22 protein-coding genes are annotated in these 23,378 nt (G+C 72.0%); 11 read left to right on the forward strand and 11 right to left on the reverse strand.

The genetic code is table 11. The features are described from left to right. Positions 1 to 15: 15 nt before the first annotated feature. From O7635_RS29225 to O7635_RS29235, 3 genes are all read right to left on the reverse strand, one after another. Positions 16 to 642, reverse strand: coding sequence for a hypothetical protein (locus O7635_RS29225; RefSeq protein ID WP_278083706.1), 627 nt, complete (start codon positions 640 to 642; stop codon positions 16 to 18). Positions 643 to 799: 157 nt separating this feature from the next. Beyond that, complete coding sequence (locus O7635_RS29230; RefSeq protein ID WP_278083707.1) at positions 800 to 1,024, reverse strand: DUF2188 domain-containing protein; 225 nt, start codon at positions 1,022 to 1,024, stop codon at positions 800 to 802. A 12-nt stretch (positions 1,025 to 1,036) separates the two neighbouring features. Next, positions 1,037 to 2,221 (reverse strand): MFS transporter, encoded by a 1,185-nt coding sequence (locus O7635_RS29235; RefSeq protein ID WP_278083708.1) that lies wholly within the window; start codon positions 2,219 to 2,221, stop codon positions 1,037 to 1,039. A 53-nt stretch (positions 2,222 to 2,274) separates the two neighbouring features. Between O7635_RS29235 and O7635_RS29240 the strand changes: the two genes are divergently transcribed. Continuing rightward, positions 2,275 to 3,228 (forward strand): TAXI family TRAP transporter solute-binding subunit, encoded by a 954-nt coding sequence (locus tag O7635_RS29240; protein ID WP_278083709.1) that lies wholly within the window; start codon positions 2,275 to 2,277, stop codon positions 3,226 to 3,228. On the opposite strand, the gene O7635_RS29245 is transcribed toward O7635_RS29240, so the two are convergent. Beyond that, positions 3,225 to 4,619: a HAMP domain-containing sensor histidine kinase gene (locus O7635_RS29245; protein WP_278083710.1), complete on the reverse strand. Its 1,395-nt coding sequence runs from the start codon at positions 4,617 to 4,619 to the stop codon at positions 3,225 to 3,227. The genes O7635_RS29240 and O7635_RS29245 overlap by 4 nt on opposite strands. A gap of 6 nt (positions 4,620 to 4,625) precedes the next feature. After that, on the reverse strand, positions 4,626 to 5,315 hold the full coding sequence (locus tag O7635_RS29250) for a response regulator transcription factor (RefSeq protein WP_278083711.1): 690 nt from the start codon (positions 5,313 to 5,315) through the stop codon (positions 4,626 to 4,628). 131 nt (positions 5,316 to 5,446) lie between these two features. Between O7635_RS29250 and O7635_RS29255 the strand changes: the two genes are divergently transcribed. The 3 genes from O7635_RS29255 to O7635_RS29265 are packed head-to-tail and all read left to right on the forward strand — an operon-like array spanning position 5,447 to position 8,467. Continuing rightward, on the forward strand, positions 5,447 to 6,475 hold the full coding sequence (locus O7635_RS29255; protein ID WP_278083712.1) for a tripartite tricarboxylate transporter substrate-binding protein: 1,029 nt from the start codon (positions 5,447 to 5,449) through the stop codon (positions 6,473 to 6,475). A gap of 1 nt (position 6,476) precedes the next feature. Beyond that, positions 6,477 to 6,938 (forward strand): tripartite tricarboxylate transporter TctB family protein, encoded by a 462-nt coding sequence (locus tag O7635_RS29260; RefSeq protein WP_278083713.1) that lies wholly within the window; start codon positions 6,477 to 6,479, stop codon positions 6,936 to 6,938. A gap of 20 nt (positions 6,939 to 6,958) precedes the next feature. Continuing rightward, positions 6,959 to 8,467 (forward strand): tripartite tricarboxylate transporter permease, encoded by a 1,509-nt coding sequence (locus tag O7635_RS29265; RefSeq protein ID WP_278083714.1) that lies wholly within the window; start codon positions 6,959 to 6,961, stop codon positions 8,465 to 8,467. Here the strand turns inward: O7635_RS29265 and O7635_RS29270 are convergent. Both O7635_RS29270 and O7635_RS29275 read right to left on the reverse strand, forming a co-directional pair. Then, positions 8,424 to 10,214: a hypothetical protein gene (locus O7635_RS29270; RefSeq protein WP_278083715.1), complete on the reverse strand. Its 1,791-nt coding sequence runs from the start codon at positions 10,212 to 10,214 to the stop codon at positions 8,424 to 8,426. The two genes, O7635_RS29265 and O7635_RS29270, sit on opposite strands and share 44 nt — an antisense overlap. Before the next feature lie 437 nt (positions 10,215 to 10,651). Further along, on the reverse strand, positions 10,652 to 11,248 hold the full coding sequence (locus O7635_RS29275; RefSeq protein ID WP_278083716.1) for a TetR family transcriptional regulator: 597 nt from the start codon (positions 11,246 to 11,248) through the stop codon (positions 10,652 to 10,654). A 173-nt stretch (positions 11,249 to 11,421) separates the two neighbouring features. On the opposite strand from O7635_RS29275, the gene O7635_RS29280 reads away from it, so the two are divergent. Next, positions 11,422 to 11,922 carry a universal stress protein gene (locus O7635_RS29280; protein ID WP_278083717.1) on the forward strand — a complete coding sequence of 167 codons (501 nt, stop codon included), beginning with the start codon at positions 11,422 to 11,424 and terminating at the stop codon, positions 11,920 to 11,922. A 3-nt stretch (positions 11,923 to 11,925) separates the two neighbouring features. Here O7635_RS29280 and O7635_RS29285 read toward each other — a convergent pair whose 3' ends face one another. Next, positions 11,926 to 12,306, reverse strand: coding sequence for a helix-turn-helix domain-containing protein (locus O7635_RS29285; RefSeq protein WP_278083718.1), 381 nt, complete (start codon positions 12,304 to 12,306; stop codon positions 11,926 to 11,928). A gap of 98 nt (positions 12,307 to 12,404) precedes the next feature. Between O7635_RS29285 and O7635_RS29290 the strand changes: the two genes are divergently transcribed. Continuing rightward, positions 12,405 to 13,274 (forward strand): SDR family oxidoreductase, encoded by an 870-nt coding sequence (locus O7635_RS29290; protein ID WP_278083719.1) that lies wholly within the window; start codon positions 12,405 to 12,407, stop codon positions 13,272 to 13,274. Here O7635_RS29290 and O7635_RS29295 read toward each other — a convergent pair. Beyond that, positions 13,271 to 16,243, reverse strand: a complete 2,973-nt coding sequence (locus tag O7635_RS29295) for an alpha-mannosidase (RefSeq protein WP_278083720.1) — start codon at positions 16,241 to 16,243, stop codon at positions 13,271 to 13,273. The two genes, O7635_RS29290 and O7635_RS29295, sit on opposite strands and share 4 nt — an antisense overlap. Positions 16,244 to 16,307: 64 nt before the next feature. On the opposite strand from O7635_RS29295, the gene O7635_RS29300 reads away from it, so the two are divergent. Both O7635_RS29300 and O7635_RS29305 read left to right on the forward strand, forming a co-directional pair. Next, entirely contained in the window at positions 16,308 to 16,508 is a 201-nt protein-coding gene (locus tag O7635_RS29300) for a hypothetical protein (protein WP_278083721.1), read from the forward strand. Between the two features lie 94 nt (positions 16,509 to 16,602). After that, positions 16,603 to 18,255 carry an MDR family MFS transporter gene (locus tag O7635_RS29305; protein ID WP_278083722.1) on the forward strand — a complete coding sequence of 551 codons (1,653 nt, stop codon included), beginning with the start codon at positions 16,603 to 16,605 and terminating at the stop codon, positions 18,253 to 18,255. 229 nt (positions 18,256 to 18,484) lie between these two features. On the opposite strand, the gene O7635_RS29310 is transcribed toward O7635_RS29305, so the two are convergent. Further along, positions 18,485 to 19,831, reverse strand: coding sequence for a hypothetical protein (locus O7635_RS29310; RefSeq protein WP_278083723.1), 1,347 nt, complete (start codon positions 19,829 to 19,831; stop codon positions 18,485 to 18,487). Between the two features lie 177 nt (positions 19,832 to 20,008). Between O7635_RS29310 and O7635_RS29315 the strand changes: the two genes are divergently transcribed. The 3 genes from O7635_RS29315 to O7635_RS29325 are packed head-to-tail and all read left to right on the forward strand — an operon-like array spanning position 20,009 to position 22,134. After that, on the forward strand, positions 20,009 to 20,248 hold the full coding sequence (locus tag O7635_RS29315; RefSeq protein WP_278083724.1) for a hypothetical protein: 240 nt from the start codon (positions 20,009 to 20,011) through the stop codon (positions 20,246 to 20,248). A gap of 24 nt (positions 20,249 to 20,272) precedes the next feature. After that, positions 20,273 to 21,100: a class I SAM-dependent methyltransferase gene (locus tag O7635_RS29320; protein ID WP_278083725.1), complete on the forward strand. Its 828-nt coding sequence runs from the start codon at positions 20,273 to 20,275 to the stop codon at positions 21,098 to 21,100. Continuing rightward, complete coding sequence (locus O7635_RS29325; protein ID WP_278083726.1) at positions 21,097 to 22,134, forward strand: zinc-binding alcohol dehydrogenase family protein; 1,038 nt, start codon at positions 21,097 to 21,099, stop codon at positions 22,132 to 22,134. Before O7635_RS29320 ends, O7635_RS29325 begins: the two co-directional genes overlap by 4 nt. Here the strand turns inward: O7635_RS29325 and glgA are convergent. Next, complete coding sequence (glgA, locus tag O7635_RS29330; protein ID WP_278083727.1) at positions 22,113 to 23,306, reverse strand: glycogen synthase; 1,194 nt, start codon at positions 23,304 to 23,306, stop codon at positions 22,113 to 22,115. The two genes, O7635_RS29325 and glgA, sit on opposite strands and share 22 nt — an antisense overlap. Positions 23,307 to 23,378: the final 72 nt, after the last annotated feature.

Here is a 23,378-nt window from a genome sequence, read left to right on the forward strand (position 1 = left end):
TTCGTGCTCGCGTCGTCAGTTCGGCATCTGGTGGGCGAAAGCTCCGGTCAGCGCGCGCGACCCTGCGGGCAGCACACTGAGCGAGCCCGCGAGGCTCCCTTCCCACGCCCGCACGCCATCGGGATCCGCGCCCACCACGTAGAACCGGCGCCACGAGCCCGGATCCGCGAGCCGCAGGTCGGCTTCGACCCGGTGCTCGCCCGTCTCCGGCGGGACCCGTCCCTTGAGTTGGTACCCGGTGTTGTGGTGCACGACCAGCAGGTACTCGGTGCCCTCCGATGGCGGCCCGGACACGCGAACGGTGGCGTCGACAACGCCGGGACGGTCCGCCAGCTGGAGGATCCTGACGACGTCGCGGGCGTCGGCCTGGCCGCCAGCCGAGGTCGCGCTGCCGGACGGAGATCGCGGCGTCGCGGATCCAGGGCTTTCGGGCGACCCTGTCGACGGCTTGTCGGCCGACTGCTCGGCCTGCACGCCGAAGAACACGGTCGCCCCCAACGCCAGCAGCGCCACGACGAGATCGGGCATCCGCACCGCGGCTTGGGCGTCCGTGCGGCGGACGTACCGGACGACGCCGAGGACAACGACGACGGCGGCCACCACCGCGGCCGCAGCCATCGCGAAGGGCCACACCGACTCCATACAGGGACCGTACGGTCGTGGCTCGGCTCGGATCAGTGCCTGAACGAGTGACGCCGTGCGTCACCCGGCTCGACACCGCCGGCGCCGGCCCGTCGCCACATACGACCGCGCCGGAGGCGACCGGTGGGGGATCGGCTCCGGCGCGGAGTGGGCCAGGTCAGCCAGCCGGGGGGAACGGGTCGTCCTGGTACGTGAACTCGGTTTCGATCTTGCCGTCGGTGTTGTGGACGACCAGCTGGCTCGGCTGGTTGCCCTTGGCCACCTTGCGGCCGGCGGCGATGGCTTCGTCCTTCGTGGCGTGTGTGCTGTCCGAAGACGAGCCGTGCTCGACCTTCCAGCCGCCGCCGTCCGGAACAACGTGGTACTGGCTACGCGAAGTCATGGCACCTCTCCACTATTCGGGATCTGCCGTCTTCCCTACCCAGTTCGGCGCGGGAGGAACCCGAACCGCCAGACCACTCGTGCGCAGCAGCGGCGGCGCCAGCACGAACAGGGCGACCGCGAGCGCCGCGACCGCCACCATCGCGCCGCGCAGGCCGGTCGCGTCCGCCCACAGTCCGACGTAGACCGGGCCCACGACGAAGCCGAGGTACGAGACCGCGGTGACCACCGAGATCGCCCGGCCCCGGTGTGCCTCGTCCACGTCGCGTGAGGCGACGCCGACCAGGGTCGGGAACAGCACCGCCGTGCCCACCGCGGCCAGCGCCAGGCCCACGCCGGCGACGAGCAGCGTCGGCGCCACCGCGATCACCAGCGCGCCGGCCGCGGCCACGGTGGCGCCGGTCAGCAGGATGGCGCGCGCGTGGTCGACGCCGAGACCGCCGGCGGCGAAGCGGGTGATCGCGACCGTGCCCGCGAACACCGCCGGGGGGACCGCGCTGAGCCCGCCGCCCGCCCCGAGCTCGTCGGTGGCGAAGACGGCGCTCCAGCTCTGGTGCGCGTTCTCGCTCGCGAAGGCCAGCGAGCCCAGCACCCCGACCAGCACGAACGGCGCCACCCGCCACCCGCCGGCCGAACGGGCCGCGGCCGGGGCGCGCGGGGCGGCGCCGGCCGGCAGGTCCCGCACCATGGCGACGCCCACGGCCACCGACAGCACGGCGACGACGACGAACGGCACCGCGAGCGGCCACCCCGCCGCCGACACGAGCCCGGTGGCCAGGCTGCCGAGCACCACGTGCAGCGAGAACATCCCGTGCGCCCGGGTGATGACGGGCCGGTCGGCGACCTTCTCGGCCCGCCCCGCGACCGCGTTCTCGGCCACGTCCGCCGCGCCGCTCGTCGCGCCGACCAGGGCCAGCCCGACACACAGCGCCGGCAGCGAGCGGGCGGTCAGCGCCAGACCGGCGCCGGCCACGCCGAGCGCACCGATGGTCAGCGGCGCGACCCGCAGGCCCCAGCGGTCGAGCGCCCGGCCGACCAGCAGCATCGCGGGCAGCGCGCCGGCGCCGACGAAGAGCAGCGCGACGCCGAGCTCGCCGGCATCGACGCCCGCCTGTCGTTGCACCCGCGGCACGGACGCGCCCCAGACACCCCAGAACGCGCCGAACACAGCGAAGGCGGCGTACGCCGAGCGAACCATGGAACGTCCGATACCTCTCTGGCGCGGCGGCAAACCCTCCGTATCATCGCCGCATGGCAGCCAAGCCGGGTCTGCGCCGGCGCACCCTGCTCCTCGCCGCCGGCGGTCTGCTGGTGGGCTGTGACGCCGAACCCGCGACCGGCCCCGTCCACCTGCGGCTGGCGACCGGCCCGGCCGGCGCCGTCTACCGGCGGATCGGCGGCGCGCTGGCCGCCCACATCAGCGAGCAGGTGCCCGGCGCCACGGTCACCACCGTGCCGAGCGGGGCCTCCACCGACAACATCCGGATGCTCCGCGCCGGTGTCGTCCACCTCGGACTGTCGAGTTTGGACGCGACGATCACCGAGGACGGCAGCGCGCCCGAGGGGATATCGGCCCTGTGCCGGCTCTACGACAGCCACCTGCACCTGGTCGTGCTGGCGGGGTCGGCGATCGACGAGTTCGGCGACCTGCGGGGCAGACGGGTCTCCCTCGGCGCCCACGACTCGGGCACCGAGTTCACCGCGCTGCGCGTGCTGCGGCTGCACAAGGTCGACCACGACGGCCGCTACCTCAGCCAGGCGGAGTCGGCGGCCGCGCTGCGGGACGGCGCGATCGACGCGATGTTCTCGCTGACCGGGGTGCCGACGCCGGCCATCACGGAGCTGGCGCAGCGGCAGCCGGTGCGGCTGATCCCGCTCGACGCGCAGGCCGACGCGCTCGTCACCGCCTACCCGGGTCCCTACGCGCCGGCACGGATACCGGCGACCGCGTACGCCGGTGTCTCCGCCACCAGCACCGTCGCCGTGCCCAACGTGCTGCTGGCCCGCAACGACCTGCCCGAGGACCTGGTCTACGCGATCACCGACACGATCTTCACCCACACCGGCGGGATCACCGCGGCCGGCCGGGACGGTGCCGAGGCGCTGCCGGAGGCCTGGCAGATCAACGTGCGCACGGGCATCTCCACGTCGTCGATCCCGCTGCATCCCGGCGCGGCCGCCTGGTTCCGCGACCGCAAGCGTTAGGCGTCGACCACCGGCAGCGCCACCACGGCCGCGAAGCCGTGGCCCGAGCCGTCCGGCCGCGGCAGACCGTCCTCCAGCCGCAGCTGGCCGCCGGCCGCACCGACCAGGTCCGCGCAGATCGCCAACCCCAGCCCGGTGCCCGGGACGTTCTGGTGCCGGGGCGATCGCCAGAACCGCCGCAGCGCCTTCGTCCGTTCGTCGACCGACAGCCCCTGACCGTCGTCGCGCACCGCGATCGCGACAACGTCGGTCGCGGCCGTCGCCGACACCGCGACCGCGCCCGCCCCGGACAACCGCAACGCGTTGCTGATCAGCTCGTCCAGCACGCTGCCCAACCCACCCGGCGGTTCCAGCAACCGCAGGCCGGGCGGCACGTCGACCGCGAGCGTCTGGCCGGCGGACGCGGTCAGCGCCCGCCACCGCTCGACCCGGGTGGCCAGCACCTCGTCGAGGTCCACCGGGGACGCCGTGCGCATGCTCTCCATCCGCGCGCTGGCCTGCAGCGAGTTGAGCATGCGCTGCATCGCCTTGAGCTCGTCGACGGCGACGTCGAAGACCGGGCGGCCGCCGGGCGACAGGTGCGGCGCGAGGCTCTCCACCGCGAGCCGCAGGCTGGTCAACGGGTTGCGCAGCTGGTGCGAGGCGTCGGAGACGAACGCGCGCTGGCGCTGCACGGCGTTCTCCACCGCGTCCATCATCGTGTTGAACGAGGCGGCGAGCCGGCGCAGCTCGACCGGGCCGGCCTCGGCGTCGGCCCGGGTGGTCAGGTCGCCCTCGGAGATCCTCGACGTCGCCGCGTCGAGCTCCCGCACGGGCCGCAGCACCCACGCCGACACCGGCCAGGCGACCGCGGCCAGCGCCAGCAGCGGCAGCAGGCCGAGGCCGGCGAGCCGGGCCCAGCGCACCAGGATCCGCGACCGGGTCTCCGACAGGTCGGAGATCGCCACCACCGCGCCGACGACCTCGCTGTCGCGGCCGACCGGCTCGGCCACCACCAGCGCCGAGTCGGCCCACGGGGCCCACTCGCCGGACGGCTCCGAGCGGGCACCGGCGAGCGCCGCCGTGACGATCCGCACCAGCGCGGGCTCGGTGCGGGCGGCCTCCTCGTACGGGCCGGCCGGCCCGAGCAGCACCGCTCCCGAGGTGTCGATCAGCGCGACGGGTATCCCGTACAACTCGTGGTAGCGGGTCAGCTCCTGGTGCAGTGCCTCGGTGCGACCGGTGGACAGGGCGGTCTCGGCCAGCGAGGCGAACCGGCCGACGTCGTTGAGCCGGTCGACGTAGGTCTCCTGCATCTCCCGCTCGGCGACCGTGACGCTGAGCGGCACCCCGAGCGCGGCGACCAGCAGCACGGCCAGGGGCACGAGGACGACCAGCAGGCGACGGTGCACGGCGGGTCAGCCCGGCCCGATCAGCTCCGGCTGGTCGGCCAGCAGCCGGTAGCCGACCCCGTGGATCGTGCGGATGGCGACCTCGGCGCCGAGCTTGTGCCGCAGCGCCGCGATGTGCGTGTCGAGCGTGCGGCTCGACGACTCCCAGGTGGCGCCCCAGATCTGGTCGAGGATCGCGTCGCGGCTCACCACGTTGGGCGCCCGCCGGGCCAGCAGCAGGAGCAGCTCGAACTCCTTGCGGGTCAACGTGACCGAGGTGCCGCCGACGGTCACCTCGCGGGTGCCGGCGGCGATCCGCAGCGGGCCGATCACCAGCGGGGCGTCGGGGTTGCGCTGCGCCCGGGCCGCCCGGGTGCGGCGCAGCACGGCCTCGATCCGGGCCAGCAGCTCCGGCACCCCGAACGGCTTGACGATGTAGTCGTCGGCGCCGGCGCGCAGGCCGCGTACCCGGTCATCCTCCTCGGACCGGGCCGTCACCGCGATCACCGCGGTCTCGGGCCGGTCGCGCAGCCTGCGGATCAGCTCGAGGCCGTCGCCGTCGGGCAGCCCGAGGTCGACGAGCACCACATCGGACGGATCGGCCCGCACCGCCTCGGCCGCCGTGGCCACGCGGTGCACCTCGAAGCCGGCCTGCGCCAGCACGGTCACCAGCCCGCGCGCGACCCGGTCGTCGTCCTCGATGACCGTGACCCGCATACCGGCGGATTGTACGGGCCGGCGCACCCCGACCCCAGCCATCGACTTCTTGGGATTCCTCTGACACCATGCGCCGCGCCGCGGCCCGAAACTGGTGCAGCGCATCCATCGACATGAAGGAGGGCCGCGATATGAGTACGACCGGCAGCCACCGGGTTGCCGCACGGATGATCGCCGTGGCCGGCGCCGTCTCGCTGCTCGTCGCCTGCTCCGACAACGGCGGCGGCGGCAGTGGCACCGGCGGCGACGCCGCGGGCTACCCGCAGCAGAACATCACGTTCGTCGTGCCGTTCAGCGCCGGCGGACCGACCGACACCGTCACCCGCATGATCGCCGACCCGATGGCCAAGAAGCTCGGCGGCAAGATAGTCGTGCAGAACGTCGAGGGCGCGGGCGGCACCGTCGGCGCCGGCGAGGTCGCCCGGGCCGAGCCCGACGGCTACACCGTGCTGATGCACCACATCGGCATGTCGACCGCGCCGGCGCTCTACGCGGACCTGGGCTACAAGCCGCTCGAGGACTTCGAGATGGTCGGGCTCGTCACCGAGGTGCCGATGACGGTGGTGGCCCGCAAGGACTTCGAGCCGGCCACGTTGCAGGACCTGGTCACCTATGTGAAGGCCAACTCGGGCAAGGTGACGCTGGCCAACGCCGGCATCGGGGCGGCGTCGCACCTGTGCGGCCTGCTGTTCCAGTCGGCGGCGGGCGTCAAGCTGCAGGAGGTGCCCTACGAGGGGACCGGGCCGGCGCTGACCGACCTCGTCGGCGGCCAGGTCGACTTCATGTGCGACCAGACGACCAACACCAGCGGTCAGATCTCCGCGGGCAAGGTCAAGGCGTACGCCGTGACCACGCCCGAGCGGGTGAAGAGCCTGCCCGACCTGCCGACCACGGCCGAGTCCGGCATGCCGCAGCTGCAGGTGAGCGTCTGGCACGGGCTCTACGTGCCGAAGGGGACGCCGCCGGAGATCGTCACCAAGCTGACCGACGCGCTCAAGGCCGCGCTGGCCGACCAGGGCGTGATCGACCAGATGGCCAAGCTCGGCACCGCCCCGGTCCCGGCGGAGGACGCGACGCCGGACGCCCACCGGGCCAAGCTCGACGAGCAGATCCAGACCTGGGGCAAGATCATTGCCGACGCCGGGGTCAAGGCATCCTGACGTGGAGCGCCAACGGTCCTTTCCGGACGTCCTCGCGGGAGGACTCTTCGTCCTGATCGGGGCCGCCTTCGTGGTGGGGTCGCTCGGCTACTCGCTGGGCACCCCACTGCGGATGGGCCCGGGCTACTTCCCGCTGCTGATGGGCGCCATCCTGGCCGCGTTGGGCCTGGCGGTGGTCGTCAAGGGCCTGATCGCCGGCGAGGTGATCGAGTTCGGGGCGGTCCCGTGGCGGGCGGTCGTCGCCATCGTGCTCGCGATCGTGTTCTTCGGGTTCACGGTGCGCCGCCTGGGTTTCGTACCCACGTCGCTCGTGACCGCGTTCCTCACCACCATGGCCAGCACCCGGGTGCGGCTGCTGACGGCGCTGGCCGTTGCCGCCGGGCTGACCCTGGCCAGCACGCTCATCTTCGTCGTCGGCCTGCAACTGCGGATCCCGTTGTGGGGCCCGTGGCTCGGCCTGTGACGCGCACTGCGGATTGAGGCATGGAACTTCTCGACAACCTCGCGCTGGGCTTCTCGACCGCGTTCCTGGTCCAGAACGTCCTGTACTGCTTCGTCGGCGTGCTGCTCGGCACCGCCGTCGGCGTGCTGCCCGGCATCGGGCCCACGGCGACGGTGGCGATGCTGCTGCCGATCACGTTCAACTTCGAGCCGGTGACGGCGCTGATCATGCTGGCGGGCATCTACTACGGCGCCCAGTACGGCGGCTCGACGACGGCCATCCTGATCAACCTGCCGGGCGAGTCGTCGGCGGCGGTGACGGCCCTGGACGGGCACGAGATGGCCCGGCAGGGGCGGGCCGGCCCGGCGCTGGCGGCGGCCGCGATCGGGTCGTTCGTCGCGGGCACGGTGGCGACGGTCGCGTTGGCGGTGGCGGCGCCGCCGTTGGCCGACGTCGCCCTGCGCTTCGGCCCGGCCGAGTACTTCTCCCTGGTGCTGCTCGGCCTGATCGTCTCGATCGCGCTGGCCCGGGGCTCCGCGCTGAAGGCGCTGGCGATGATCGCCCTGGGCGTGCTGTTCGGGACGGTGGGACAGGACATCTACACGGGTACGCCGCGGTTCGTCTTCGAGCAGCGGGAGCTCTACGGCGGGATCGACTTCGTGTCGGTCGCGGTCGGCCTGTTCGGCGTGGCGGAGATCCTGCGCAACCTCGAAAACGAGGACTCGCGGGCGGCCATGGTCAGCAAGGTCAAGAACCTCTGGCCGACGCGGGAGGACCGGCGGCGGATCGTGGGGCCGATCCTGCGGGGGACCGGCCTGGGTTCGGCGTTGGGCGTGCTGCCCGGCGGTGGCCACGTGCTGGCGTCGTTCACCTCCTACGCGGTCGAGAAGCGGATCTCGAAACGGCGCGAGGAGTTCGGCCGGGGCGCCATCGAGGGGGTCGCGGGCCCGGAGTCGGCCAACAACGCGGCCGCGCAGACGTCGTTCATCCCGCTGCTGACGCTCGGACTGCCGGCCCACCCGGTGATGGCGCTGATGGTGGGCGCCTTCATCGTGCACGGCATCACGCCGGGCCCCAACGTCATCACGGACGAGCCGGCCCTGTTCTGGGGCCTGATCGCCTCGATGTGGATCGGCAACGTGCTGCTGGTGCTGCTCAACCTGCCGTTGATCGGCATGTGGGTACGCATGCTCCGCATCCCGTACGGCGTCCTGTTCCCGATGATCATCCTGTTCGCCGCCATCGGCACGTACTCGTTGAGCTTTAACGCGTTCGACGTCTACGCGATCGTGTTCTTCGGACTGCTGGGCTACATCCTGATCAAATGCGGCTGCGAGCCGGCGCCGCTGCTGCTGGGGTTCGTGCTGGGGCCGCTGCTGGAGGAGAACCTGCGGCGCGCCCTGATCATCTCCCGCGGCGACGCGACGGTGTTCTTCACCCGCCCGATCTCGGCGGCGCTGCTCGCGGTGGCGGTGGCGGCTCTGGTGATCTCGGTCCTGCCCGCGATCAGCAGGCGCCGCGAGAAGGTCTTCGTCGAGGAGGAGGGTTGACCGCACCCGGCTCGAGTCGCTCGCGTCCGCCTTCTCGTTGCGCTGGGGCGACGGGCGTCTCGAACTCGGCATCGTGGGATAGATGGCGATAGCACAGGTAGATGGCAATGCGTCTGGCCATGGCGACGTCGATTCCACGGAAGTACTGGATCCGCTTCTCTTCGTCCGAGAGCGACAGTGCGACGAAGTACAAAAGCGAGAAGAGGGCGAGGAACGCGGAGACGCGAAGCCACGGACTCGCCCACAACGAGCGGTCCATGGCGATCACGACCAGCTCCGACGCTCTTGCCGACTGGCCGTCGCCGAAAATCCACTCTGCCGCAACAGCCGATGGAACCGCCAGTAGCACCAATCCGAGAAACGCGACGAACAGCGTCAACACCACCGCTCCCAGCGTGAACGACTGGTAGACCAACAGCACCAGTAGCGCGTTCAGCCAGGCCATCGCACGTAGACGCCGAGCCGAAGGCCGGCCGCAGGGACGAGTGCGGAGAAGATGTGCAAGGCGGTGCGGCAGATCGCCGTACTCGTTCCGATCGCACCCATCGAGCACCGCTTCGACGTCCGTCCAGTGGGCGAAACGCAGGTTTTCGATCAGCGCGACCGACCAGCCGATGACGAGCATCGTGGTCAGCCCTAATAGCACCGCCAACAGGGCGAGGAGTTGGGCAATCGGGAGGTTGGCCGCTATCTGCCAGGTCTCCGCAGTCAACGCGAAAAAGATCACAAAGATCAGGAGAAGAGGAGTTGCTCCCGCCATACGCTTGAGCGTGTCCCCGCGTTTACGCCACGCTTCGATCGCCGCCCAGCTCGATACCCGATCAAGGCCGAAGCCGACGAGGAACCAGACGACCAGCACGTAGGCGCCGTTGAAGCCGATGAGGACGGTCACTTCCACGAACGCGTTTACGTCGTTGCCGAACATGACGCTGCTCTCCAAGCCCGTGCTCGTCCGGTTGAGCCAAGCCTGAATCGCGGCAAACAGTGGGTAGGCCAAGATGAAGATCGGTATCCAGTAGCGCAGCTGGGGTTCGTCTATCAACTTTCGTACCCTTTCGCCCGCGTCCACACCCGCCTCCTTGACGACCACCCGCCAGCCGCGGACGGACGCAGCCAGCCGATATGCCGCCCAGCCGACCAGCAACGCGCTGAGGACCTGGTTGACGACGAACACCACCTCGAAGAAATACGCCAGGAGCCCGTGCGTGAGGCCGAAGACGGCGACGAGGATGGCGCTCGGCGTCCGGGGTCCGTACAGCGGTCGACCCGGGTCCACCGACGAAAGCCGCTGGGCGCGCAAAGCCAGACACAACATGCCCGCTGCGACGAGAAGAGAAAAGATTGAGGCGTGCCACAGGATGCCGTCGCCTTGGAACCAGATCGGGTACAGGGCACCGTTGGCGAAATGGCTGACCGCAGCCAGTAGCAGGATGATCCACAAAAGCCGGCGGACCCGAGCGGACGCAGGTCGCGAAGAAGTGAGGAGCAGGATCGCGGCGGTGTAAAGCGACACGAGGATGACGGCGGCGTCACTCCAGATCGGCGGCCAGGACCACATCGGGTCGGCACTTCGAAGTGGGATCAAGGTCATGCGTACGATGAAAAAAGTTCCTGCCGGAACGACGGCGATAACAAGTAGCCCCCACCGATACTTGTTCCGCTCGATGCCAAGAGCGCTCGCCGAGATTGACCGAGTGAGAAATGCGGCGAGGGCGACCGGGAACGCGGCGATGATCAGCGTCGTCATCGGTATGTCCGCGGACACCGCTGTCGCGACTCCAAGCTCGAAGGCCAACATCCATAACAATGGGATGATGCGGCCGTGGTTCCATGTCGGCCCATTGCTGGCGAAAGCCGGGACGCCGAGGCGTCGAACGTCCGCTTCGCTCGTTGTCTTCAGGCCAGAGCGCTGCGATGATCGCGGGAGATGTTCGCCGAGAGCTTCTCGGGTATTCGTGTCCATCGCCAACACCGCCTCGCGTGTCGGCACCATGCTAAGCCAGACGCGTAGAGGATCGACACGCGTTTACAAGCGTAAATGGGTGATGCGCCCGATCGAGTGAGACCGGCGGCGCATGAGTCCCGGTGTTGATTCACTGGCGCGACGCGCTGGTGGGCGAAGGCACGGTTGGTGCTCGACGGCCATGAGCTGGATGGGTTACCCACGCAGTCCCTCGGCGGCGGTCAGTCGAAGCGGTCGCCCATCGTGGCGAGCATTTCGTCGATCTCGTCGCTCAGGGACGAGCCTTCGCCGCGGCGTTCGAGCCAGATGTCCGTGCCCACGCGCAGGCAGGCCGTGAAGGCCGCCGCCATCAGACGGGCGCGGAGGAGGCTGACCGCGCGGTGGGTCAGTTCCTCGGCGATGTCCGCCTCGAAGGCGGTGTGGCGGGCCAGCTGCTGGCCGATCAGCGACGGGTGGCGGCGGATCAGGCGGCTCTGGACCACCCACTCCGGGTCGGGCTCGCCCTCGGCGTCGAAGAGGGCGCGGGTGCTGGCGCGGATCGCCTGCCAGGCCGACTCGGTCCCGGGTCGTGCGCGCAGGGCGCGGACCATCCGGTCGAGGCGTTCGCGTTCGCCGTGGAGGAGGGCGTCCTCCTTGTTGGCGAAGTAGTTCGAGAACGTCCGCCGGCTGACCTCCGCCGCCTCGACGATGGCCTCGACCGTCACCTCGGTGAGACCGCGGTCGATCGCCAGCTCCATCGCCGCGCGATGGAGAGCGTCGGCGGTCGCCGCCTTCTTGCGCTCGCGAAGGGTCTGGGCCTCCGCCGTCGCCGTCTCCACGCCTTGCACGATATCGCGAAGCGTGGCACTTGCCCAATGAGCAACTTTGCGCACTAGGAAATCTGATGGCAAGCTGGACGCGTGCGCCGCTCGTGTCCGGCTGCCGCGTGGTGGCGGGGTGCCTGGTTGGCGGCAAGGATGGGACGGGGCGAACCCGAAAGGATCGAAGCGGGATGGGCACCTCGGTGGCGCGGCATCCGGACGAGGAGCACTACGGTCCGGCCGTACGCCCGATGAAGTTCGAACGCGGCACGGACGGTCCGCGAGTCGTCATGGTGGGCGTCGACGGCACCGAGACCTCGCTGCGCGCGGCGGCGTCGGCGTTCGGCGTCGCGCGGCGCCAGGGCTGCGGCCTGACCATGGTCTTCGTGGCGGCGCCCGGGCTGCTGGCCTCGCTGGCGCCGCAGGTCGGCTACGCCCAGCAGGAGGCCTTCGACGAGGTCGCCGCCGAGCTCAAGCGCGAGGCACACCGGGCGGCGGAGGAGTACGGCGTCCCCGTCACCCTCGTCACCCGCCGCGGCGACGCCTTCTCGGAACTGGCCGCGGTCGCCGACTCGATCAAGGCCGACTTCGTCTTCGTCGGCGCCTCGGCCCAGGCCGGCCACAAGTTCGTCGGCTCGATCGCCACCCGCCTGGTCCGCCTCGGCCACTGGCCCGTCGTCGTCGTTCCCTAGCGGCTATCCGGCGCGGGCCTGGTCGTACGCACCCCGCGCCTCGAACACGTCGTCGAGGCGGGCCTCGACCCAGCGCGCCAGCGACGAGATCCGCTCGGCGACCTCGCGGCCCATCGGCGTCAGGGAGTAGTCGACGCGTGGCGGGATGACCGGTTTCGCGTCGCGGTGGACGAAGCCGTCGCGTTCCAGGGTCTGCAGCGTCTGGGCCAGCATCTTCTCGCTCACCCCGCCGATCTCGCGGCGCAGCTCGCTGAACCGGTGCGGCCGGTCGAGCAGCACCCCCAGCACGAGCACGCCCCAGCGGCTCGTGACGTGTTCCAGCACCGCCCGCGAGGGGCAGTCGGCCCGGTAGACGTCGGGCGTGCGGATCTCACTTACGGCCACGCCAGTACCTTACGTGAAGGTTGGTACTTACGGCTAGGACAGTACAAGACGTAGCGTTAGCCGCGACCAGCCGTCAAGAACACCGAGGACCACACACCATGAGCATCGTCGTCACCGGCGCCACCGGCCAGCTCGGCCGGCTCGTCATCGGAGACCTCCAGACCCGCGGCGTGCCGGCCGCGGAGATCACCGCGGTCGTGCGCAGCGCGGAGAAGGGCGCCGACCTGGCGGCCCAGGGGGTACGCCTGCACGTCGCCGACTACGACCAGCCGGAAACCCTCGACGGGGCGTTCGCCGCCGCTGACCGGGTGCTGCTGATCTCGGCCAGCGACGCCGGCCGGCGCGTCCCGCAGCACAAGGCCGTGATCGACGCGGCCGCGGCCGCCGGGGTGGCCCAGCTCGCCTACACCGGCGTGTTCGGCGGCCCGGACGCCTGGTTCGCCCTCGCCGCCGACCACCACGGCACCGAGGACCTGATCACCGGGTCCGGCCTGCCCTACACGTTCCTGCGCAACAACTGGTACGCGGAGATGTACACCGGCGACCTCGCCGGCATCATCGCCCGCGGCACGGTGGCCAACGCCGTCACCGCCGAGGGTCGCATCGCCACCGCGCCGCGCAAGGACTTCGCCGCCGCCGCGGCCGCCGTGCTCACCGAGGAGGGTCACCTCAACCGGGCGTACGAGCTCGGGGGCGACACGGCCTGGTCGTTCGGCGAGTACGCGGCCGAGGTGAGCCGCCAGAGCGGTAGGCCGGTCACCCACACCACCGTCGCCCCCGCCGAGCTGAAGGCGATCCTCGTCGGCGCCGGCCTGCCGGACGGGTTCGCCGACATCCTCGTCGAGGTCGACGACGCCATCAGCAAGGGGGCGCTGGCCGCCACCCCGGGCGACCTGAGCCGCCTGATCGGCCGCCCGACCACCCCGATCGCCGACACGATCGCCGAAGAGCTGGCGAAGCTGGGCTAACCCCGGCGGAGCCGCAACGTGACGATCTGGAACGGCCGCAGCCGCAGCGTCAGATCGGATCCGCCCGTCTCCCGTTCCAGCAGGTCCGTCTCGACCGCGCCGGCCACGGGGAAGGACGCCGCCAGCGTCGCGGTGGCCCGGCCGCCGAGCGACTCGTAGAGCCGGACCACCACGTCGCCGCTGCGGTCGTCGGCCAGCTTCACCGCCTCGATCACCACCGACTCGGGTGGCGACGAGGCAACCGAGACCAACGGCGCCACGGCCGGGCCACGCCCGACCCGCGACGGCAGGTTGATCTCGTAGCCGGCCCGCACGGCGTCGGCGACCGCGGCGCCGGGCGCCAGCGCGTACGACATCGTGTGCCGCCCCTGATCGGTCTCCGGGTCGGGGAAGCGGGGCGCGCGCAGCAACGACAGCCGCACCACGCTCGACGTCGAGCCGGCGGGAAGCGCCACCCGCCGCACGTCGTGCCCGTAGGTCGAGTCGTTGACGAGCGCGACCCCGTACCCCGGCTCGGCGACCCGGACCCACCGGTGCGCGCACACCTCGAACCGGGCCGCGTCCCACGAGGTGTTGTCGTGGGTGGGCCGGGTGACGTGCCCGTACTGCGTCTCGTACTCCGCCCGGTCGGTGTGCACGTCCAGCGGGAACGCGACCTTGAGGAACTTCTCCCGCTCGTGCCAGTCGACCTCGACCCGGAAGTCGACCCGGCGCGCGCCGGCCGCCAGGGTGATCTCCTGCAGCACCGTCGAGGCCCCGAACGCCCGCGAGACCCGCACCGTCGAGTCCGACAGCGTCAGCTCGACCACACCGTCCACAGCGGACACCACGTCGCGGTAGAAGGGGTCCACGTCCCAGGCGTCCCACTGGTTGGGCTCGTCGCGGTGGAGCTGCAGCAGGTTGGCCGGCCCGGCCAGCACCTCCCGCCCGGCGAGGAGGTCGAGCACCGAGACGACCAGGCCCCGCTCGTCGACCTCGACCCGCAGCAGCCCGTTGTCGAGGAACCAGCCGCCGCCGTCGCGCGACTCGGTCCGCACCAGGCCGGCGACGGCCGCCGGGGGAGCGGCGCCCAGCGCGGGCACGCCGTCGCGCGCGAACGGGGACGCGTTGAAGAGGACCTCGTGCCCGCCGCCACCGAGCTGGGCGAGCGCGGACGAGATCAAGGACGACAGCCACGAGGCCACGGCGGCGTACGTCGTGCGCGCCTCCCGGTGCACCCAGGCGATCGACGACCCGGGCAGGATGTCGTGGAACTGGTGCAGCAGCACGGTCTTCCACAACCGGTCGAGCTCGTCATACGGGTACGCGGCCCCCGCCCGCACGGTCGCCGTCGCGCACCACAGCTCCGCCTCCCGCAGCAGGTGCTCGGCCCGCCGGTTGCCCTGCTTGGTCGCCGCCTGCGATGTGTAGGTGCCGCGGTGCAGCTCCAGGTAGAGCTCGCCGACCCAGACCGGCGCCCGGGACCCGTACTCCTCCTCGGCGGCGGCGAAGAACGCGGCCGGCGCCTCGATCGCGACCCGGGGCGAGCCCTCGAGGTCGGCGACCCGGCGCGCCCGAGCGAGCATCTCCCGCGTCGGCCCGCCACCACCGTCGCCGTGCCCGAACGGCAGCAGGGACCGCGTCGCGTCGCCCTTGTCGCGGAAGTTGCGCACCGCGTGGGCCAGCTCCGCCGCGGTCAGCTCGCCGTTGTAGGTGTCCGCCGGCGGGAAGTGGGTGAACACCCGCGTGCCGTCGATGCCCTCCCACCAGAACGTGTGGTGCGGAAACCGGTTCGTCTGGTTCCACGAGATCTTCTGGGTGAGGAACCAGCGCGTCCCGCTCAGCGCGACGATCTGCGGCAGCGCCGCCGAGTAGCCGAACGAGTCGGGCAGCCACGCCTCCCGCGTCTCGATGCCGAACTTCTCCAGGAACCACCGCTTCCCGTGTACGAACTGGCGCGCCATCGCCTCGGAGCCGGGCATGTTGGTGTCGGACTCGACCCACATCCCGCCCACCGGCACGAACCGTCCACTGCGGACGTGCGCGGCGATCCGGGCGAACACCTCCGGCCGGTGCTCCTCCAACCAGGCGAACTGCTGGGCGGACGACATCGCGTAGACGAGGTCCGGATCGCTGTCGAGCAGGTCCGCGACGTTGGCGGCGGTACGCGCGACCTTGCGCACCGTCTCCCGCTGCGGCCAGAGCCAGGCGGTGTCGATGTGGGCATGCCCGACGGCGCTGATCCGGTGGGCGCTGGCGTGCGCCGGCCGGCCGAGCACCTCGGCCAGCGTGGCCCGGGCGGCGGCGGCCGTGCCGGACAGGTCGCCGGGGTCGAGCGCGTCCATCGCCCGCGCCAGCGCCCGCAGGATCTCGTGGCCGCGCGGCTCGCCCTCCGGCAGCTCCGCCCGCAGCCCGGCGAGCACCTCGAGGTCGTCGGCCAGCGCGGCCAGCTCCTCGTCGCGCACGGTGACGTCGGCCCGGACCAGCCGGTAGATCGGCGTGGCGCCGGCGGTGGCCAGGTCGCCCAAGGCCGTGGGGCGGAAGGAGGTCAGCACCGTCGGGTTGGCGGCGGCCTCCACGAACAGGTCCACCGCCGGCCCCGACACCGGCACCCAGTCGTTGCGCGGATGAAGTCCCTTGTGGACCGACCCGTCGGGCCGGTAGACGAGACCCTCGGCCTGGAAGCCGGGGGAGGTGGCGTTCCAGCCGAGGTCGACGACCACCTCGACGCGGGCGCCGGCCGGCAGGTCGCCGGGCACCGTGCCGGTCAGCCGGAACCAGGTCGTGCCCCACGGCGGGCCCCACGGGTCACCGACGGCGAACGGCGCGAACTCACCCTCGGCCAGCGCGACGGCCGGCGGGACGGGCTCGCCCGGGACGGCCCAGGCGGTGACGTCGAGGCCGGCGACCACGCGGTGCACCGCGGGCCGGAGCCGCTCCGTCAGCAGCCGCGCGAGCCGAGCTTCGACAACGGTCCGGTCGTCATGCACGCGCGTAGCCTATCGATCATCGATTTGCCGGCTATGTCGGAAAGGCGAGCCTAGCGTCGGAACCGTGCAAGTGTGGAACACGCCGGCGGACCGGCTCGGGCTCGAGTGGCGGATCGAGGTGCGCGACGCGGGCCGGGTCAGGGTCTTCCGCCGGACCGGCCGGCGCGTCGGTCATGCGCCGCTGCGGCATCCGAAGGATCTCCATGAACTGGGTGAGTGGTTGGTCGAGCGGGGTATCGACCCGGAGCGCCTGAGGGCGGCGTGACTCGTTTCTCAGTGGGAAAAGTTGCCCACAGCGCAAGATCAGGAGGATGCTGAAGGGGATCGAACAGATTCCGGTTCCGGAGGATCCCCCTGCGATGAGTGCCACCACCACCACGGCCCGGCCGCCGACCGAGGCCAGCCAGATGAGCCACCGGCAGACCCTGGAGGCGCTCAGCGGGCTGCTCCTCGTGCTGTTCGTCGCCCTGATCAGCAGCACGGTCGTGTCCACCGCGCTCCCGCGGATCATCGGGGCGCTCAACGGCTCGCAGACCCAGTACACGTGGGTGGTCACGGCGACCCTGCTCTCCGCGACCGCGACCACGCCGATCTGGGGCAAGCTGGCCGACCTCTTCAACAAGAAGCAGCTGATCCAGCTCTCGATCGTGATCTTCGTGATCGGCTCCGCGATCGCCGGCATCAGCCAGAACGCCGGCCAGCTGATCGCCGCCCGGGCGTTCCAGGGCATCGGCGTCGGCGGCCTGCAGGCGCTGGTCCAGGTCGCGATCGCCGCGATGATCCCGCCGCGCGAGCGCGGCCGCTACAACGGCTACCTCGGCGGCGTCATGGCGGTGGCCACGGTCGGCGGCCCGCTGCTCGGCGGCCTGATCGTCGACACCTCCTGGCTCGGCTGGCGCTGGTGCTTCTTCGTCGGCGTGCCGATCGCGGTCATCGCGCTGGTGCTGCTCCAGGCCACCCTGCGGCTGCCCACCGTCCGCCGCGACAACGTGAAGATCGACTACCTGGGCGCGACGCTGATCGCCGCCGGCGTCAGCCTGCTGCTGATCTGGATCTCGTTCGTCGACGGTTCGTTCGCCTGGCTGTCCTGGCAGACCTTCGTGATGGTGGCCGGCTCGGTGGTGCTGCTGGGCCTCGCCGTGCTGGTCGAGGCCCGGGCCAAGGAGCCCGTCGTGCCGCTGGGCATCATCAAGCAGCGCACCACCGCCCTGTCGATCCTCGGCAGCCTCGCGGTCGGCATGGCGATGTTCGGCGGCGCCGTCTTCCTCGGCCAGTACTTCCAGATCGGCCGCGGCTACTCGCCGACCGAGGCGGGCCTGCTGACCATCCCCATGATGGCCGGCGTGCTGCTCTCCTCGATCATCGCCGGCCGGCTGATCACCAAGACGGGCAAGATCAAGCCATACATCGTTGTCGGCGCGATCGTGCTGGTGGCCGGCTTCGCCATGCTCGGCACCATCGACCACGCCACGTCGCTCGTGTTCGTCGGGGCCGGCATGCTGCTCGTGGGCATCGGCGTCGGCATGACCATGCAGAACCTGGTGCTGGCCGTGCAGAACACGGTGCCGCTGCGGGACATCGGCGCGGCCAGTGCGTCGGTCGCGTTCTTCCGCTCGCTCGGCGGCACGATCGGCGTCTCGGTGCTCGGCGCGGTGCTGGCCCGCCGGGTCACCGACCAGATCACCCACGACCTGACGGCCGCGGGCGTGCCGGCCGGCGGGACGTCGTCGGGCACCAGCGCGCTCAACCTCAACGCCCTGCCGGACGCCGTGCAGCACATCGTCCGGGCCGCCTACGGCGACGCGACCGGCCACATCTTCCTGATCTCGGCCGCGATCGCGGTGGTCGGCGTGATCGCCGCCCTGCTGCTGCGCCCGGTCACCCTCCGGTCGAGCCTGGACCTGGCCGACACGGAGAAGTCGGTCTCCACCGCCGCCGGCGCCATCGACGGCATGCCGGAAGCGGAGCCCGCCGTCACCTCCCCGAACGGCGGTCGCCCGAGCGGCCGCTGACGCGTCAGGCCGCGGCCGGCGCCCGCGTGGCGCCGGCCGTGCTGCCGGGCGGTGGCTGGCGTGCCCGGTCCACGGCCCGCGCCGGCCGCGCTGCTCGTGGGTGACCGGCGCGTCCGGTCCGCGGCCCGCGCCGGCCGCGCTGCTCGTGGGTGACCGGCGCGTCCGGTCCGCGGCCCGCGCCGGCCGCCAGAACGACCGCGGCCGGCGCCTGAGCGCCGGCCGCGCGCGATCAGGGGCAGGCGGGGAACAGGCGGCGGGTGCCGGTGGTGTAGGCCGCGCGGTCGCTGAAGCGGCAGCCGTAGTCGGGTGCCGCCACCGAGCGCGGGTCGAGCCGGTCGCCGGCCGGGCGCCGGTCGTGGCGTACCCACGTCACGAGGTCGTCCCAGGCCGCACCGACCTCGGCCGGGCTGAACTCGCAGTGCTCGACCGCCCGGATCGCCCGCTGCACCACCAGCCGGCCGCGACCGTTGCGGTCCACGTCGGCCTTGTATTGCAGCTCGTTGGAGAACGGCACGAACAGGTCGCCCAGGTCGTGCAGCGACAGCACCGGCACCCGCGGCCGGCCCTCGATCCGCGGCACCTGGGTCAGCCAGGGTGACAGCCGCTGCCAGGGTTCCTCGGGCGCGACCCGCCGCACCTCCCGGTTGACGTCGACCGGGGCGTTGGGCGTGTAGCGGGTGAACAGGTTCGTCGCGATCAGCCCCGGGTCCTGCGCCGGCGTGTCCGACGACGCCGACGGGGCGCCCAGGCCGAACACGAAGTCCTTCCAGTAGGCGAACGCCGCCGCCGCGCCCGGCCGGGGCCCGCCGGTCAGGTTGACGGTGATGTCGCGGAACTGCCTGCCCCGCGCGTTGGCCGGCTCCGGCGCCAGCGGCGTCAGGCCCGCGATGCCGAGTTCCTGCTGGACCGCCGGCACCACCGCGGTCAGGTAGTCCGCGCCCGGCGGGTAGGACTTCACGCCGCTGAGTGTCTCGGCGGTGAGCTGGTAGTCGAGGAAGTAGTCGATCAGCCGCTGGTCGCCCATGACGCCGCAGAGCGGCAGACCGCCGGCGTAGAGGCCCGGGTATTCCTCCAGCGAGCGGCCGATGACGTAGCCGCCCATGGAGACGCCCGCGATGTAGACCCGGTGCGGCCGGCGGACGGACGCCGCGAACCGTTCGACGAGCTGCTTCGTGCTGACCACGCCGGCGCGGATGTCGAAACCGTTGCCGGAGTACGAGGACGCCGCCCACGCGTACCCCTGGCCGAGCAGTTTCTGCCGCAGGCCGTAGCTGGGCGGGTCGACGGTGAGCGTCATGCCCTGGCCGCGGTAGCCGTGCGCCCACATCACGAGGTCGCCGTTCCAGCGGGGAGGCACTTCGATGATGTACGCGGCGTGCTCGTGCGTGCCCTGGCGCACCGTGGTCGGCCGACCGTCCACGGTGGCCGGCGCGAGCGGCGGGTTGACGATCGTGTAGCCGGGCAGCGGTTGGTTGCCGGGTGTGCCGCCGGCGGACGCCGCCGTCGGGAGGGCGGTCACGGCGGTGACGGCGACCACCGTGGACACCAGGACGCGGAACAGGAGGGTACGGCGCATCGTCGCGCTCCTCCCAGACGGGGCGGGGGACATCGACGTTAGGCAGCCGGTGCGACAGGTGTCAATACTGCACTGCCAGTGCGCAAACCCCGGGGCATCGAAAGGCTTGACCGGCCCGGGTCCGCCTGGCTAGCGTCCGAGACCGACGTTGGTCGATTCTCACGGGGAGGCTTCACCATGCGCGCACGCACTTCTGTCGTCCGGCTCGCCGTCGTCGGGGCGGTCGCCGCCGCGGTCACCGCGATCGCCGCCGCGCCCGCCCAGGCCGGGATCTACACCTGGAAGCACGCGGGCAGCTACGCCAGCAACGCCGACTGCGTGGCCGCCGGCACCGCCGAGGTCCGGATCGGCGAGGCCGACACCTACCGCTGCAGCGGCACGGGCGGCACCGAGCTGTATCTCGGTTACATCTGGTAGGTCCCGGGCGGTAGCTTCTCCGCCGTGACCGACTACCGCACCGTCAACCGCGCCAACTGGGACGAGCGCGCCCCCGCGCACGCCGCCTCGCCGGACTACGGCCTGGACAGGTTCGCGGCGGATCCCGCCTACCTGCACCCGGTGGTGCGGTTCGACCTGCCGCGGCTCGGCGACGTGCGCGGGCTGCGCGGCGTCCACCTGCAGTGCCACATCGGCACCGACACGATCTCGCTGTCGCGCCTCGGCGCCCGCATGACCGGCCTGGACTTCTCGCCGGCGGCGATCGCCGAGGCCCGCCGGCTCGCGGAGCGGCTCGACGACCCGACCGAGTTCGTCGAGTCCGACGTCTACGGCGCCGCCGACGTGCTGCCCAACGAGTCCTACGACCTGGTGTTCACCGGGATCGGGGCGCTCTGCTGGCTGCCTTCGGTCGACCGCTGGGCGGCGGTGGTGGCGCGGCTGCTCAAGCCGGGCGGCCGGCTGTTCATCCGCGAGGGCCACCCGATGCTGTGGACCCTCGACGACGCCCGGCCGGACCTGCTCGTGGTGCGCTACCCCTATTTCGAGACGGCCGAGCCGATGGTGTTCGAGGACGGCGGCACCTACGTCAACACCGACGCCGTGTTCACCCAGAACGTCACCCACGAGTGGAACCACGGCCTCGGCGAGATCGTCACCGCGCTGCTGGCCCACGGGCTGCGGCTGACGGCGCTGGAGGAGCACGACAGCGCGCCCTGGGAGGCGCTGCCGGGCCGGATGACGCTGGGCGACGACGACGAGTGGCGGCTGGTCGAGGGGCGTGCGCGGGTTCCGCTCACCTACACGCTCCAAGCGGTCAAGATGGACGGGTGAGCGATCTCCCGGAGGCGATGACCGCCTGGCAGGTGGTCGATCCCGGCCCGCTGGACACCCATCCGCTGCGCCGGGCGACGCTGCCCGTGCCGGTGCCCGAGCCCGACGAGGTGCTGGTCCGGGTCGAGGCGTGCGCGGTCTGCCGCACCGACCTGCACGTCGCCGAGGGCGACCTGCCGCCGCACCGCAGCCCGGTGGTGCCCGGTCACCAGATCGTCGGCCGGGTCGTCGGTCGGGGCGCCCAGGCGACCGCCTACGCGCCCGGCGACCGGGTCGGCGTCGCCTGGCTGCGGCACACCGACGACACCTGCGTCTGGTGCCGGCGAGGGAGCGAGAACCTCTGCCCGGCCTCCCGCTACACCGGCTGGGACGCCGACGGCGGTTACGCCGAGTACGCGGCCGCCCCGGAGGCGTACGTCTATCCGCTGCCGGGGGACCGCGACGCGCGCGAGCTCGCACCGCTGCTCTGCGCCGGGATCATCGGCTACCGCGCGTTGCTCCGGGCCGAACTCCCGCCCGGGGGGACGCTGGGCATCTACGGGTTCGGCGCCTCGGCCCACCTGACCGCGCAGATCGCCATCGCGCAGGGTGCGACCGTACACGTGATGACCCGGTCCACCGTCGCGCAGCGACTGGCCCTCGAGCTCGGCGCGGCCTCGGCGGGCGGCGCGGCGGACCGGCCGCCGGACAAGCTGGACTCGGCGATCCTGTTCGCGCCGGTCGGCACGCTGGTGCCCGTGGCCCTCGCGGCGCTCGACCGGGGCGGGACGCTCGCCGTCGCGGGCATCCACCTGACCGACATCCCCGCGCTCAACTACGAGAAGCACCTGTTCGAGGAGCGCACGCTGCGCAGCGTCACCGCGAACACCCGCGCCGACGGGCGGGCCTACCTCGAGGCGGCGCGGGCCCATCCGCCGGTCGTGCACCGCCAAGAGTACGCGCTGGCCGACGCCGACCGGGCCCTGGCGGACCTGGCCGGCGACCGGGTCGACGGCGTGGCCGTGCTGGTGCCTCAGGCGATGACCTCGCGGTAGACGGCCATCGTGCGCTCGGCGATCGACGCCCAGGAGAAGTGGTCGACCGCGCGCTCGCGGCCGGCGGCGCCCATGCGCTGGGCCCGGGCCGGGTCGGCGAGCAGCGTGTTGACGGCGGCCGCGAGGTCGGCGACGAAGCGGTCCGGGTCCAGCGGGGTGCCGGTGCCGTCGCTCGCCTGGTCGATCGGCACCAGCAGGCCGGTCACGCCGTCGTCGACCACCTCCGGGATGCCGCCGGTCGCGGTCGCGACCACGGCCGTCTCGCAGGCCATCGCCTCCAGGTTGACGATGCCCATCGGCTCGTAGATCGACGGGCAGACGAACACCGTGCTGTGCGTGAGCAGCTGGATCACGTCTGGCTTGGGCAGCATCTCCGGCACCCAGAAGATCCGCTCGTGGCTTTTGCGCAGCTCGTCGACCAGCTCGGTGACCTCGGCCGCGATCTCGGGCGTGTCGGGCGCGCCCGCCAGCAGCACCAACTGCGCCTCGGCCGGCAGCTCCCGGGCGGCCCGCAGCAAATAGGGCAGGCCCTTCTGGCGGGTGATCCGGCCGACGAAGATCACCGTGGGGCGGGCCGGGTCGGCGCCGATGCGCTCCCAGACGCCGGTGCCGCGGTCCGGCGCGTACTGCGTGGTGTCGATGCCGTTGTGCACCACGCGGACCCGGTCCGGGTTGACGGCCGGGTAGGCGGTGAGCACGTCGCGGCGCATGCCCTCGGAGACCGCGACGACAGCGTCGGCAGCCTCGATCGCGGTGCGCTCGGCCCACGACGAGAGCCGGTAGCCGCCGCCCAGCTGCTCGGCCTTCCAGGGGCGCAGCGGCTCCAGGCTGTGCGTGGTGACGACGTGGGGCACGCCGTGCAGCAGCTTGGCGGTGTGGCCGGCCAGGTTCGCGTACCACGTGTGGCTGTGCACCACGTCCGTGCCCGCCGCGCCGGCGGCCATCTCCAGATCGATGCCGAGCGTACGCAGGGCCGGGTTGGCGTCTGTCAGCCCCGGTGGGTCGGGATAGGCGGTCACGCCCGGCTCGGTGCGCGGCGCGCCGAAGCAGTGCACCCGGACATCGGCGAGCCGCCGCAGGTCACGGGCCAGATATTCCAGGTGTACGCCGGCGCCGCCGTACACCTCCGGGGGGTACTCGCGGGTGAGGAGATCGACTCGAATCCGGTCCACAGCGGAAACCTTAGACGGCTCGGGCCGACCAGCCGCCCCCTCCGCTGGTGTACGGGCCGCGAGGTGGTTAGC

It is taken from the genome of Asanoa sp. WMMD1127, from assembly GCF_029626225.1.
Classification (GTDB): domain Bacteria; phylum Actinomycetota; class Actinomycetes; order Mycobacteriales; family Micromonosporaceae; genus Asanoa.